The organism is Blautia sp. DFI.6.71 (genome assembly GCF_020593585.1).
GTDB classification, from domain to species: domain Bacteria; phylum Bacillota; class Clostridia; order Lachnospirales; family Lachnospiraceae; genus Blautia_A; species Blautia_A wexlerae.
In genome coordinates, this window is the sequence record NZ_JAJDMJ010000001.1 from 287,912 (window position 1) to 301,589 (window position 13,678).

Consider the following 13,678-nt stretch of genomic DNA (forward strand, 5'->3'; position numbering starts at 1 on the left):
AGTAGTATATTGCGGGCGAAAGGAGAATCATGAAAAGTGAAGATGCTGGTTGTAGAAGATGAATTTTATGCAAGAAAAGCCATGATAAGACAAATCAAAAAATATGATCAGGATGGACTTTTTGAGATATCGGAGGCATCTAATGGAGAGGAAGGCTGGGAATTTTGCGAAAAATATAAACCAGAACTTGTCTTGACAGATATTCGTATGCCTAAAATGGATGGGATACAGCTTCTTCAGGAGATCCGCAATAATGAATTAGAAATAAAAGTAATTATTCTGAGTGCTTACTCTGATTTTGAATATGCTCGCAGTGCAATTGTAAATGGAGCTTCAGATTATTTACTGAAACCAATTGATGATACGGCTCTGACAGAATGTCTGAATAAGTTTGTCACTCAGCATAAAATAGAACGAAAAGAAGCTTTGCTATCCAGAAAAGATATGGCAACACAATATATTTTGAACAGCATTCAGGAATCAAAATATTCCGGTTTTATAGAGAAAAATATGTTTGAAAGAGTGTTTCCGCAATATCAGCTAGGTGTTTTTCTGTTTCTTCATGATAAGCCCAGACAGGAAATCTTTCTTACGGAATTGGAAGAAAGCTGCGGAAGTATCATGCTGACGAAGATTCGGTTTGTAGAATTGAAACCAGATATGTGGATATTGCTTGTAAGACCGGAGGGAGATATGCTGTTTTTCTGGAGACGTATCAGAAAACTGCTGGAGAAAGAGGATTCCCAGGTTAAGATAGGAATCAGTAATGTGTATGGTGCAAATGCTTCTGTTTTGGATGCTTTTAGAGAAGCAGTTACTGCGATAAAGAGCAGAATTTATAAAAGGGAATCTCTGATTTTTGCGAAGGAAATAAAACAGGAAGATTTTTCAGAATATTACCTTGAAAAAGAAATAGAAAGAGAACTGGAACAATATCTAAAGGAAGGGAATGAAAGCAAAACAGGGACAACGCTGGATAAACTTTTTAAAGATATTGAGAAAGTTCTCCCAATTCGAATAGAATGTATGGAACTTCTGTATTCGCAGATTATCCTTATATACCGAAGGACGATTCGAATGGAAAATCATGATAAAGAATTAGATAATCTGTCAGAAAGTTTTCTGAAGTTTGATTCTGTTTTGGAGATTGAAAGCTATCTCAGGAGGATTGCGGAAAATATTTGTCATATGCAGCCGCAGAGACAATCAGATGAGTTGACAAATACGGGAATGGACATTGTGGAGAAGATGAGCGAATATGCAGTCAATAACTATAATATGGACATTACAATCCGGAATCTTGCGGAAAATGTATTTTTCATGAATCAGAGTTATATCAGCCACTTATTTGCTGAGAAGAAAGGAATTAGTTTTTCTGCATTTCTGCGAATGATTCGGATTTGTCATGCTAAGGAATTTCTGGCAGATGCGAGATGGTCCGTAACAGATGTTGCATTGATGTCGGGTTATAACGATACCTCACAATTTATACGTATTTTCCGACAGGAAACAGGAATGACACCAAAGAAATACCGAATATTTCTGAAAAATGGAGGAAGTGAAAATGAATCCAGGGAAAGTTGAATGGAATGAAGAAAATAAGCCACAGCCGGATATGGAATTATTAGAACAATGGATCTCCAGACAGGAAGATCAGATGCGAGAAGATATTGCAGCATTGATCAGAATCCCGAGTATTGCTGATCAGCAGGAAGCAATTCCGGGGGCACCATATGGAAAAAAATGCAGGGAAGCACTGGAACAGATGCGAGCATTTGGATTGAGAGAACAGATGGAGACAGAAGATATAGACGGATACTGTCTGACTATTGCTACAGGCAAAGGGAATGTTGAGATTGGAATATGGAATCATCTGGACGTAGTTCCGGAAGGAAAAGGATGGATATATCCGCCCTATACGTGTACAGAAAAGGATGGCTATTTAATTGGGCGTGGAGTACAGGATAATAAAGGTCCCGCAGTTGCTGTTTTATATGCAATGAAATATTGCAGGGAAAAAGAAATTCTGAATAATATTAAAGTAAGGCAGATTCTTGGATGTCAGGAAGAAAGCGGTATGACAGATGTAGAATATTATCTGAAATACAAAAAAGCACCGGAATATTCTTTTGTTGCTGATTGTGGATTTCCCGTATGTTGCGGAGAAAAAGGACATTGTATTGTGTTGATGGAAACTGTTAGTGCAGTAGAGGGGATTCTGGAATTTGACGGAGGGACTGCGCCTAACAGCGTGCCGTCTTTTGCTCATGCGGTTGCGGAGAACAAAATAGGACAAAAGAGCGAAGAAACAGCAGTGGGAATCAGTGGACATGCAGCTTTTCCGGATGGAACTCAAAATGCAATAGGTATACTTTGTGGAAAGTTGAAAATGCAAAATTTTCCTAAACAGACAAAAAGAGCATTAGAATTTGTGGAGAGACTTTCAGAAGGCGGTTATGGGGAAAAAACAGAAATTTGTTGTTCTGATGAATGTTCTGGTAGACTAACATGCAATATAGGTCAGGCATTTCTGCACGAAGGACATTTGAGAATAGTGATTGACATCCGTTATCCAGTTACTAAAAAAACAGAAGATTTTCTTCCGAAGCTGCAAACAGAAGCTGCTAAATCAGGAATTCGCATCATTGGTATTGAAGACAGCAGACCATATTATATGAATCCGGAACAGCCTTTCATACAGACTCTGATGGAAGCATGGAGGGAGGTTACAGGTCTTGAAGGCAGACCATTTGTTATGGGAGGAGGAACTTATGCGAGGAAAATTCCCAATGCAGTGGCATTTGGCCCTGGACAGGAGCGAAATCTAGACAGGCTCGGACTTCCAAAAGGACATGGAAACTGTCATTGTGCGGATGAAGCGGAATTGTTTGAAAATCTGAAGAATGCAGTGAAAATATATGTTTTTGCACTTAAAAAACTGGACAAAAGAATAAAAGAAATACGTTAACTAAAGAGAAATACATAAACTAAGTATAATACAGGAGGATATAAAATGAAAATGTTTCAGATTAGTGACAAAATAGACAATGTATCAAGAATTGGAATTGGATGCATGAGAATTACAGGTTTATCTGATGCAAAAGCGGTAAGAAGTCTGACTGAAGGAGCACTGGAATGTGGAATTAATTTTTTTGATCATGCAGATATTTATGCAGGCGGAGAAGCCGAAACAGTATTTGGAAATGCGCTGACACCTCAGTTGCGTGAAAAGATGGTGATTCAGACAAAATGTGCCATACGTCCGGGTATCTGTTATGATTTTTCAAAAGAATATATTCTGAATTCTGTAGATGGAAGTCTGAAACGTTTAAAAACAGATTATGTAGATATATTACTTCTTCATCGTCCGGATGCGTTGATGGAGCCGGAAGAGGTAGCAGAAGCATTTGAAATTCTGGAAAAAAGCGGAAAAGTAAAAGTATTTGGTGTAAGCAATCACAATCCGATGCAGATTGAATTATTAAATCAATACTGTGGTGGAAAAATCTGTATTGATCAGATACAGTTTTCAGCGGTTCACTGTCCAACGATTGATGCAGGACTAAATGTAAACATCCATAATGATGCAGGATGTGATCGTGATGGTGGTATTATCGAGTATGCAAGACTGAAGAAAATGACATTGCAGGCATGGTCTCCGTTCCAGTATGGAATGTTTGAGGGAATATTTATTGGAAACGAGAAATTTCCGGAACTGAATAAAGTGTTAGATCGTCTGGCAGAGAAATATGGGGTAACACAGAATGCAATCGCAGTTGCATGGATTATGCGTCATCCCGCAGGAATCCAGACGATTGTAGGAAGTACAAATCTGAAAAGAATTCAGGATATAAGTAAAGCATCCGATATTGTTCTGAGCCGTGAAGAATGGTATGAAATTTATCTTGCAGCAGGAAAAATGCTGCCGTAAGAAAAAACATATCATCTGAATCAGATGGTAAAGAACTTTGCTTGACAGTTAGGAGAAGAGAGCGCACATTCATGGAAAAAAAAGTGTATGAGAGTTATCTGGAGATTCTCAGAGAAGAACTTGTTCCTGCTCTGGGATGTACGGAACCTATTGCAATTGCATATGCAACTGCAACAGCAGCTTCTGTGCTGGAAAAAGTGATAAAAACAGATGATGATGGAAATAAAAAATATGATGGATATTTAAATCTTTATTGCAGTGGAAATATAATAAAAAATGTAAAAAGTGTTACAGTACCAAATTCAGGAGGAATGAGGGGCATTGAAGCTGCTGCAGTTCTTGGAATGGTTGGTGGTCAGGCAGAACGGAAACTGGAAGTACTGGAGGGAATTACAGAAGCTGAACGCATTCAGACAGCAAAACTTCTGGAAGCACAATTCTGCACATGTTATCTTGAAGAAGGAGTAGAGAATCTTTATATCCGTGCAGAACTTACGCAAAATGGACATAGAGCAGTTGTAGTTATAGAAAATAAACATACGAATATTGTCCTGATCAAAAAAGACGATGAGGTACTGTTGGAAAAGAAGGGCTTTCAGCAGAAAAAAACAGAGAAAAACCAGGATAAAAGAGATTTGCTGAATGTAGCAGATATTCTGGAGTTTGCAAAAATTGTGAATATAAAAGAGATAGAGGAAGTCATAGGACGCCAGATTGCCATGAATACAGCAATTTCCGAAGAAGGCCTGCGTAATCATTACGGAGCAGAAGTCGGACGTACCCTGCTTCGAGCATATGGTGATGATGTCAAAGTACGTGCCAGAGCGAAGGCGGCAGCTGGATCTGATGCAAGAATGAATGGATGCTCTATGCCGGTAGTTATTAATTCCGGGAGCGGAAATCAGGGAATGACCTGTTCTTTGCCAGTCATTGAATATGCCAGAGAACTTAACGTTCCTAAAGAGAAAATGTATCGTGCACTGGTTGTAAGCAACTTAGTAGCGATTCATCAGAAAAATTATATTGGAAGTCTGTCAGCTTACTGTGGAGCGGTAAGTGCCGCATGTGGAGCAGGAGCTGCCATATCCTGGTTAAACGGTGGTGATTACAATGCAATATCTAAAACAATCACAAATGCTCTTGCAAATACAAGTGGCATTGTATGTGATGGAGCTAAGTCTTCATGTGCTGCCAAAATCGCTTCAGCAGTAGATGCAGCAATTATGGCATACGCTCTGGAGGATGCAGATCATTGTTTTCAGGCAGGAGAAGGATTGGTACGTGATAATGTTGAGGATACAATCCGAAATATGGGATACGTAGGAAGAGTTGGAATGAAAGATACAGATGTTACAATCCTGAATTTGATGATCAATCAGAAAAAAGTATAAAAATAAAAACAAAGAACCTGTCAGGTTTTTGGCAGGTTCTTTGTCATGGGAATTTTCATCATAAAATTTTAAGGAGTATTTTTGAGTAAATATTTATTGCCATATATCTCATGGGATAACAATCATCTGTTGCCGAAGATGAGTGATATCAGACAACTATAGGCAAGAATAACATCTGATATCACATCATTCATCAACAGATCACAGGCTGCTGTGAATGATATCCAGTACCTGTTTTAATTCATGCACACCGACCTGTCCCGGAGCAGAAGCTTTGGAAGCAGCACCGAAAGTGAGAGCGGAGCCAAATGTCTCACCTGTCAGGCGGCTTACAACGCCTGTTCCTGCCATGGACATGGTAATGATCGGGCGGTCTGCATATTTCTCAGACATTTCCAGAGTAGCAGACAGCAGTGTGATGACATCCTGCTTACAGGTCGGCATAACAGCCATTTTCGGAATATCAGCGCCGAAATCCTGCATCATACGAAGACGTCTGATGATCTCCTCCTTCTCAGGAGTCTTAAAGAAATCATGGTTGGAAGCAATTACCTTTACACCTGCCTTATGAGCAGCGTCAATGATCGTTTTTACAACATCATCGCCTGTAAATGCTTCTACATCAATTAAATCTACATAACCGCTCTGAGCAGCAGCAATATTTAAAGCAGCATAATCACTTACAGAGATCTCTTTTTCCCCGCCTTCTTTGGAAGTACGGAATGTAAGGAGAACAGGGATATCTTTTAAGACTTCCTGAAGCTCTTTTGCGGTTTCTAATACTTTTTCAGTAGCAAAGACATCATCGAACCAGTCAACACGCCACTCAACCACATCAACCGGAAGAGAAGTGATCTTTTTGGCTTCTTCGAGAATGTCTGTTTTTGTTTTTCCAACGATCGGAACGCAGATCTTAGGTCTGCCTTCACCGATCACAGTGTTTTTTACCTGAACTGTGTTCATTTTCTTATCCTCATATTTCTTATCATATTAAGAATAACCGGGGTATCAGTCATCATAGGAGATGTGAAGAATCTCTTTCATATGTTCGATAGGCATTGGTTCGCCTGTCCATAACTCAAATGCAGCGGAACCCTGGAATAACATCATTCCCAGACCATTCATTGTCTTACATCCAACTTCCTTGGCCATGGAACGCATTTTTGTTTCCAGAGGAGAGTAAGGAACATCAATAACGATCAGCTCAGGACGGAAGTAAGACTTGTCCGGAACAACGGACTGGCCTTCCAGTGGTTTCATTCCCACACCTGTAGCATTGACGAAAATGTAGCTGTCATCCATTTCAGCTTTCAGTTTATCAAGATCTGCCAGATCATAAAGAACTGCATGGCAGGATGTCTTTGTGTTGATCTTCTCTACTGTGGATACTGCACGATCCCAGAATTCATCCTTACGGTTAAAGATTGTGATCTCGGCAACGCCGTCCAAAGCAGCCTGGATCTCGATAGCAGTGGCAGCACCGCCTGCACCGACGATAGTCATTTTCTTTCCGATCACATCAATATCATTATCTTTCAGGGCAGACATAAATCCAATACCGTCAGTGATATGACCTGTAAGATGACCGTTGTCGTTTACGATTGTATTAACAGCACCGCATAATTCTGCTGCAGGAGAAAGCTCGTCCAGGTATTTTCCAACCAGAGTTTTGTTTGGCATGGAAACATTGGATCCTCTCATTTTCAGAGTACGGATTGCTTTTACTGCATCCTCAATCTCATCTGCGCCAACCTCGAAAGCAAGGTAAGCGTAGTCATACCCGAGTTTTGCAAAAGCCTCATTCTGCATTGCAGGAGAGCTGGAGTGACGGATCGGGTAAGCCATCAGACCGATTAATTCAGTATGTCCGGTAATTCTTTCAGCCATTATAATATCCCCTTTCGTATTTTGTTGTAAAGGTTTTTATTGAAGGTATCCCATCTGAGTCAGTGTATTAAGGATATTTCTTCCTTCCAGAGTTCCGTCGATGATTCTTCTTGCACGTTTGCTGTCTCCGATGTTCAGAATCTCAACATCATCAGAAACAAAAGCATCGGAAAGCTCTGCGAAAAGCTGTCCCTGAGCTCTCATACCAAGACATACGAATCCGTAGTCAAATGGAAGCTCACGTTCACCTTCTGCATCTTTTACAAGGAAAGAGCTGTCTTTTACTTCCTGAAGAGCTGTCTTTGTAAGCTGGGCCACATGATGTTTCTTCATCTGGTCCTTCATGTCATTCTTTGTAACAGGATCCAGGTCACGTCCGATCTGATCCATCATCTCCACAATAGAAATCTCAGCATTTCTTGCTGCAAAGAATTCCACAACATCAAGACCAACAGCACCGCCGCCCACAACAACAACCTTCTTGCCTGTCATATCTTCCGGATAGTCATTGATGTGATTGATCATTCCCAGGATAGAAGCAACCTTGCTGCCTTCTTTGTCAATGCGGTCGTGAAGTCCCCTGATCGGAGGAAGCAGTGGTGCGGAACCTGTGGAGCTTACGATCAGGTTCGGATGGAACTTGCGGATATTTTCCGGTGTTCCTTCTGTGTTTGTGAAGATATAAAGATTCTCAAGCTGCTCTGCTCTGTGGATCAGATAGTTCGGGAAATCAGCCAGACGCTTCTTTGCAGGGATCTTAGAGATCACAGAAGCAAGACCACCAAGAGTTTCACCCTTTTCCAGAAGGAAGGTATTACAGCCTACTTCTGCGGCTGTACAGGCAGCTTCCAGTCCGGCAGTACCGCCTCCGATTACTACAACGTTACAGTTTTTGTTCACTTTCTGATTCTTATAAACATCACCTTCCAGAACAGCCGGGTTTACAGTACAGCGGATCGGACGGTTAAAGCCGATTCTGTTTCCTGCACATCCGATGTTACAGGAGATACATTTGCGAAGATCACATTCTCTGCCTGTAGCTACTTTGTTTACCCATGCAGGTTCTGCGATAAGACCACGTCCCATACCGATCAGGTCTGCGCCGCCGTCAGCGAGGATCTGCTCGGCAACCTTCGGGTTACGGATATTTCCCATGGAGATACATGGTTTGCCGAATTTCTCTCTGACAGCTTTAGGCATATAGGAACGCCATCCGTCTTTCATGTAGTTGGCATCGATCTGATACTGGATAGAACCGTTTAAACCGCAGGAAACATCGAAGATATCAACTTCATCCTGAATATATTCCAGATATTCAAGAGTATCCTCAAGAGTGTTGCCGCCTTCCATCAGCTCATCTGCGCTGAGACGGAGCATGATCGGGAAGAAAGGTCCGACCTGTTTTCTTACTTCTTCAATGACCATACGGCAGAAATGTGTTCTGTTTTCCACAGATCCGCCGAACTCATCTGTACGTTTGTTTGTAAGAGGAGAGAGGAACTGGCTGATCAGATAGGAATGTCCCGCATGGATTTCTACTGCGTCAAAACCTGCAGCCTGGGCTCTCTTTGCAGCCTCGCCGTATTTCTTTACAATGTGATGGATTTCTTCCACTGATAACGGACGCGGGATTTCTCCGCCTTCTTTGGACGGAACATCAGATGCGGAAACCGGCTGCATATTTGTACGTGCGGAAACAGCGGAAGCACCTGCGTGGTTGATCTGGATCGCAATACAGGTACCATATTTGTGGATCTCTTCACAGAATTTGTACAGACGCGGCAGATAGTTGTCGTGGTCAATACGAAGTTGAGTAGTTCCGTTGGAACCCTGCGGAGAATCTACGCTTGCATTCTCTACGATGATCAGACCTGTGCCGCCTTTGGCACGCTCTTTATAATAATTAATGTGAAGAAAACTCATTTCGCCGTTCTGTTCCCCGTAATTGGTTCCCATAGGCATCATAACGATACGGTTTTTGATAGTCATATTTTTTACTGTGAGTGGTGTGAAAATATGCTGGTAATTGCTTTTCATTACGTCTTTCCTCCTGAAATTTTCTGTTGGATCTATAATTGTTCAGTGCTTAAGCTGTGGCCTGAATTTCTTTGATGTGTTAATTATATAACGGGATAATCCATAAATCTAATTGATAATTCGTGCTATATAATAAAAAACATCTATGGTTTTCCGTGCACTGTCCGCGTACTGAATGAAAGCATTCGCAACTGCATCCACATCATGGGAAAATCCTGTTGAACCCGTATGGCTATAGTATTTTTTCACCGAGCTGCGCTGAGACTTTTATACCTGTGCAGTCGGATTCGCAGACAAGTGAGTGGTATAGTTACCTCAAACACGCTCTGGTGTGCCGACAAGTTGATTCTTGAAACAGTCTTGCAGGATAGAAATAAAAAATTCAGACGGCTTGTTCGAGAAATTAATTTGTCGACACACTGGCTTACAGGAGAGGGTGAAATACAGGACAATACAAAATAACCGTAATACCCTCTATTAAATAGGAAGAAATGCTTAAAAAAACAAAATTTGGAGAAACCTGACAAATTTTTCTGCTATATTTTTAACGAAAATGACAAATAAATGTTGAAATTTTCTGCCGGAAAAGGTAAAATTAAAATCGGCTAAATTTTTGGGTTAACTTTTAAATATTCTCATAAAGATGGAGGGCAAACAAGAATGAGTAATGCAACACAAAGCTTAGCAGGCACAAGAATTACTTCTTTGCTTGACGCAAACAGTTTTGTCGAAATCGGACAGGGTGTAACAGCCAGATCCACAGATTTCAACATGACTGCAAACAAGGCACCATCTGACGGTGTTATCACCGGATATGGTGTGATCGATGACAAACTGGTTTATGTATACAGCCAGGATGCATCTGTATTAAACGGTACTGTTGGTGAAATGCATGCAAAGAAGATCACAAGACTTTATGATCTTGCCATGAAAACAGGCGCTCCGGTTATCGGACTTGTTGACTGTGCAGGTATCCGTCTTCAGGAAGCAACAGACGCGCTGGAAGCTTTCGGACAGATCTATCTGAAACAGACACTGGCATCCGGTGTGATCCCGCAGATCACAGCAATCTTCGGAACATGCGGCGGTGGTATGGCAGTTATCCCGTCCCTGACAGATTTCACATTCATGGAATCCAAAAAAGGAAAAATGTTCGTCAACACACCAAACGCACTGGAAGGAAACAACACAGACAAATGCGACACAGCAGCAGCTGATTTCCAGAGCAAAGAGACAGGTGTGATCGATGGCGTTGGTACAGAGGATGAGATTCTTGGCCAGATCCGTTCTTTAGTATCACTTCTTCCTTCTAATAATGAAGACACAGACAATTACACAGAGTGTACAGACGATCTTAACCGCGTATGCGCAGATCTTGCAAACTGTGCAGGTGACACAGCAATCGCACTTTCCCAGATCGCTGACAACGGTGAATTCTTCGAGACAAAAGCAGACTATGCAAAAGATATGGTTACAGGCTTTATCCGTTTAAATGGCGCTACAGTAGGTGCTGTTGCAAACAGAAGCGAAGTATATGACGCAGAAGGTAAGAAAGTAGAAACATTTGACGGAAGCATTTCTGCAAGAGGCGCAAGAAAAGCAGCAGATTTCGTGAAATTCTGCGACGCTTTTGATATTCCGGTACTTACACTTACAAACGCAACAGGCTTCATGGCAACCTTATGCAGCGAGAAGATGATGGCGAAATCCGTAGGTGAACTGGTAGCTGCATTCGCAGATGCAACTGTTCCGAAGGTAAATGTGATCATCGGCAAAGCTTACGGTACAGCTTACGTGGCAATGAACAGCAAATCTATCGGTGCAGACCTTGTATATGCATGGGATAACGCAGAGATCGGTATGATGGATGCTTCCCTGGCAGCCAAGATCATGTATGCAGATGCAGATGCTGCTGAACTGAATGAAAAAGCTGCTCAGTACAGAGAGCTTCAGAATGGTGTTGCTTCCGCAGCAGCAAGAGGCTATGTTGACACTGTGATCAGCCCGGCTGACACAAGAAAATATGTAATCGGTGCATTTGAGATGCTGTTCACAAAGAGAGAAGATCGTCCGTCTAAGAAACATGGAACGGTCTAAGCGGGGTGACGCATATGAAAATGATCAAAAAAATAACTTCTGTATTCATGACATTTCTCGTAATGGCTGCGCTGGTGATTGGCAGCACCTCTGTGGTATTTGCCGCAGATAAGGTTGATGATACTGTTAAGTCCACACTGGTAACTACAGCAGAGGGACTGACAGATGCCATTGTCCAGCTTAAAGATGAAGAAATCGAGAATTACATGAGTTCAGGAGATGACTTTACAACAAGTGCCATGCAGTCCTGGCAGACATCCAAGGATGAACTTGGCGCAAAGAAGGACAGCAATGGTGAAACTACTGTAACTTTCAAAGATGATCAGTACACAGTTACTGTTCCTCTTAAATTTGAGAAAGCAGAAGCAAACTTTGTATATGTCTTTGACTCACAGGGAACACCGACTTCCATGTCTGTAGATGTACAGTATGGTATGGGCAAGACTCTTCAGAGAGCAGGTCTTAATACTCTGATGGGTATTGGAACTGTATTCGTAATGCTGATTTTATTAAGCCTTCTGATCTCTCTGTTCAGATTCATTCCGAATCCGGAAGCAAAGAAAGCAGCAGAAGCAAAAGCAGCCAAAGCTGCAAAAGAGGCAGAGGCAGCAGCCATCGCACAGGCAGCACCTGCACAGGCAGAAGAGAACCTTGCAGATGACGGAGAGCTGGTAGCTGTTATCGCAGCAGCCATCGCAGCAGCAGAAGGAACTACAACAGACGGCTTCGTAGTTCGTTCCATCCGTAAAGTAAAAAGAAATAGAAGATAATTGTCATTTATTTAGGAGGATTTTAAAATGAAAAGCTATACAATTACAGTAAATGGTACAGCATATGAAGTAACTGTTGAAGAAACAGGAAGCGTATCCGCTCCTGCAGCAGCTCCAAAAGCAGCACCTAAGGCTGCACCTGCAGCAGCTCCGAAAGCAGCAGCTCCTGCAGCAGGCGCCGGCGCAGTGAAAGTAACTGCTTCCGTACCTGGTAAAGTTGTCAAAGTAGCAGCAAGCGTTGGACAGGCAGTAAAAGCCGGAGACAGCGTAATTATTCTTGAATCCATGAAAATGGAAATCCCTGTAGTAGCTCCTCAGGACGGTACTATCGCAAGCATTGATGTTGCAGAAGGTGCCTCTGTAGAAAACGGAGATACTTTAGCAACAATGAACTAAGACGGGAGGTAGTCAAATGTCTTATGTAACAGAAACATTGTCCAACCTGATTCACCAGACAGCATTCTTCAATCTGACATGGGGCAATTACCTGATGATCGCAGTAGCCTGCGTATTCCTTTACCTTGCTATCAAGAAGGGATTCGAGCCGCTTCTGCTTGTTCCTATCGCATTCGGTATGCTGCTTGTAAATATCTATCCGGACATTATGGCAAATCCGGAAGATATGTCCAATGGTGTAGGTGGACTTCTTCATTATTTCTACATCCTTGATGAGTGGAGTATCTTACCATCCCTGATCTTCATGGGTGTAGGTGCCATGACAGACTTCGGTCCGCTGATCGCAAACCCGATCAGCTTCCTGATGGGTGCTGCAGCACAGCTTGGTATCTATGCAGCTTACTTCCTTGCAATCTTCCTTGGATTCAACGGAAAAGCAGCGGCAGCTATCTCCATCATTGGTGGTGCTGACGGCCCGACTTCCATTTTCCTTGCAGGTAAACTTGGACAGTCTGCACTGATGGGACCGATTGCAGTGGCAGCATATTCCTATATGTCACTGGTTCCGATCATCCAGCCGCCTATCATGAAACTCTGCACAACAGAGAAAGAACGTAAGATCAAAATGGATCAGCTTCGCCCGGTTTCCAAACTGGAGAAGATCCTGTTCCCGATCGTTATCACAATCGTTGTCTGCCTGATCCTGCCTACAACAGCTCCGCTGGTTGGTATGCTCATGCTTGGTAACCTGTTCAGAGAGTGCGGTGTTGTAAAACAGCTGACAGAAACAGCTTCCAATGCCCTGATGTATATCGTAGTTATCCTTCTGGGTACATCCGTAGGTGCTTCCACAAGTGCAGAAGCATTCTTAAACGCAGATACTCTGAAGATCGTAGTTTTAGGTCTTGTTGCATTCGCAATCGGTACATTCGGCGGATGTATGCTTGGTAAACTGCTCTGCAAACTGACTCACGGACGTATCAACCCGCTGATCGGTTCCGCAGGTGTATCCGCAGTACCTATGGCAGCCCGTGTATCCCAGAAAGTGGGTGCAGAGGCAGATCCTACAAACTTCCTTCTGATGCACGCAATGGGCCCGAACGTTGCCGGTGTTATCGGTACAGCCGTAGCAGCCGGAACATTCATGGCTATTTTCGGTGTATAATTGA

11 protein-coding genes are annotated in these 13,678 nt (G+C 42.4%); 8 read left to right on the top strand and 3 right to left on the bottom strand.

The window, feature by feature from the left end; all coding sequences use genetic code 11:
- Positions 1-42: 42 nt before the first annotated feature.
- The 4 genes from LJE12_RS01515 to LJE12_RS01530 all read left to right on the top strand — a co-directional run bounded on the left by LJE12_RS01515 (position 43) and on the right by LJE12_RS01530 (position 5,322).
- Entirely contained in the window at positions 43-1,584 is a 1,542-nt protein-coding gene (locus LJE12_RS01515; protein WP_227226323.1) for a response regulator transcription factor, read from the top strand.
- Positions 1,565-2,968: a M20/M25/M40 family metallo-hydrolase gene (locus LJE12_RS01520; protein ID WP_227226280.1), complete on the top strand. Its 1,404-nt coding sequence runs from the start codon at positions 1,565-1,567 to the stop codon at positions 2,966-2,968. Before LJE12_RS01515 ends, LJE12_RS01520 begins: the two co-directional genes overlap by 20 nt.
- Positions 2,969-3,013: 45 nt before the next feature.
- Positions 3,014-3,931 carry an aldo/keto reductase gene (locus LJE12_RS01525; protein ID WP_227226282.1) on the top strand — a complete coding sequence of 306 codons (918 nt, stop codon included), beginning with the start codon at positions 3,014-3,016 and terminating at the stop codon, positions 3,929-3,931.
- A gap of 71 nt (positions 3,932-4,002) precedes the next feature.
- Positions 4,003-5,322, top strand: coding sequence for an L-cysteine desulfidase family protein (locus LJE12_RS01530; protein WP_118613287.1), 1,320 nt, complete (start codon positions 4,003-4,005; stop codon positions 5,320-5,322).
- A 201-nt stretch (positions 5,323-5,523) separates the two neighbouring features.
- Here LJE12_RS01530 and aroD read toward each other — a convergent pair whose 3' ends face one another.
- Genes aroD through LJE12_RS01545 form a run of 3 tightly spaced genes read right to left on the bottom strand, consistent with a single transcriptional unit; the run spans position 5,524 to position 9,246 of the window.
- On the bottom strand, positions 5,524-6,285 hold the full coding sequence (gene aroD / locus LJE12_RS01535; RefSeq protein WP_118613289.1) for a type I 3-dehydroquinate dehydratase: 762 nt from the start codon (positions 6,283-6,285) through the stop codon (positions 5,524-5,526).
- Positions 6,286-6,330: 45 nt separating this feature from the next.
- On the bottom strand, positions 6,331-7,209 hold the full coding sequence (locus LJE12_RS01540; protein WP_055057870.1) for a shikimate dehydrogenase: 879 nt from the start codon (positions 7,207-7,209) through the stop codon (positions 6,331-6,333).
- Positions 7,210-7,245: 36 nt separating this feature from the next.
- Positions 7,246-9,246 (bottom strand): oxidoreductase, encoded by a 2,001-nt coding sequence (locus tag LJE12_RS01545; protein ID WP_227226284.1) that lies wholly within the window; start codon positions 9,244-9,246, stop codon positions 7,246-7,248.
- A gap of 660 nt (positions 9,247-9,906) precedes the next feature.
- Between LJE12_RS01545 and LJE12_RS01550 the strand changes: the two genes are divergently transcribed.
- From LJE12_RS01550 to LJE12_RS01565, 4 genes are read left to right on the top strand one after another with little or no spacing between them, the layout of a single operon-like run.
- The gene (locus tag LJE12_RS01550) at positions 9,907-11,343 is read left to right on the top strand and encodes an acyl-CoA carboxylase subunit beta (protein WP_055059404.1); all 1,437 of its coding nucleotides are present in this window, start codon (positions 9,907-9,909) and stop codon (positions 11,341-11,343) included.
- Positions 11,344-11,357: 14 nt separating this feature from the next.
- Positions 11,358-12,113: an OadG family transporter subunit gene (locus tag LJE12_RS01555; protein ID WP_182465282.1), complete on the top strand. Its 756-nt coding sequence runs from the start codon at positions 11,358-11,360 to the stop codon at positions 12,111-12,113.
- A 27-nt stretch (positions 12,114-12,140) separates the two neighbouring features.
- A complete protein-coding gene (locus LJE12_RS01560; RefSeq protein WP_022381146.1) occupies positions 12,141-12,509 on the top strand; it encodes a biotin/lipoyl-containing protein in 369 nt (122 codons plus the stop codon).
- A gap of 16 nt (positions 12,510-12,525) precedes the next feature.
- Positions 12,526-13,674, top strand: coding sequence for a sodium ion-translocating decarboxylase subunit beta (locus tag LJE12_RS01565; protein WP_119233584.1), 1,149 nt, complete (start codon positions 12,526-12,528; stop codon positions 13,672-13,674).
- The last annotated feature ends 4 nt before the right edge of the window (positions 13,675-13,678 follow it).

Coding starts and splice junctions, on each gene's coding strand:
- LJE12_RS01520 (WP_227226280.1), top strand. CDS start 1,565: ATGAATCCAGGGAAAGTTGAATGGAATGAAGAAAATAAGCCACAGCCG.
- LJE12_RS01565 (WP_119233584.1), top strand. CDS start 12,526: ATGTCTTATGTAACAGAAACATTGTCCAACCTGATTCACCAGACAGCA.
- aroD (WP_118613289.1), bottom strand. CDS start 6,285: ATGAACACAGTTCAGGTAAAAAACACTGTGATCGGTGAAGGCAGACCT.
- LJE12_RS01540 (WP_055057870.1), bottom strand. CDS start 7,209: ATGGCTGAAAGAATTACCGGACATACTGAATTAATCGGTCTGATGGCT.
- LJE12_RS01555 (WP_182465282.1), top strand. CDS start 11,358: ATGAAAATGATCAAAAAAATAACTTCTGTATTCATGACATTTCTCGTA.
- LJE12_RS01545 (WP_227226284.1), bottom strand. CDS start 9,246: ATGAAAAGCAATTACCAGCATATTTTCACACCACTCACAGTAAAAAAT.
- LJE12_RS01515 (WP_227226323.1), top strand. CDS start 43: ATGCTGGTTGTAGAAGATGAATTTTATGCAAGAAAAGCCATGATAAGA.
- LJE12_RS01530 (WP_118613287.1), top strand. CDS start 4,003: ATGGAAAAAAAAGTGTATGAGAGTTATCTGGAGATTCTCAGAGAAGAA.
- LJE12_RS01550 (WP_055059404.1), top strand. CDS start 9,907: ATGAGTAATGCAACACAAAGCTTAGCAGGCACAAGAATTACTTCTTTG.
- LJE12_RS01525 (WP_227226282.1), top strand. CDS start 3,014: ATGAAAATGTTTCAGATTAGTGACAAAATAGACAATGTATCAAGAATT.
- LJE12_RS01560 (WP_022381146.1), top strand. CDS start 12,141: ATGAAAAGCTATACAATTACAGTAAATGGTACAGCATATGAAGTAACT.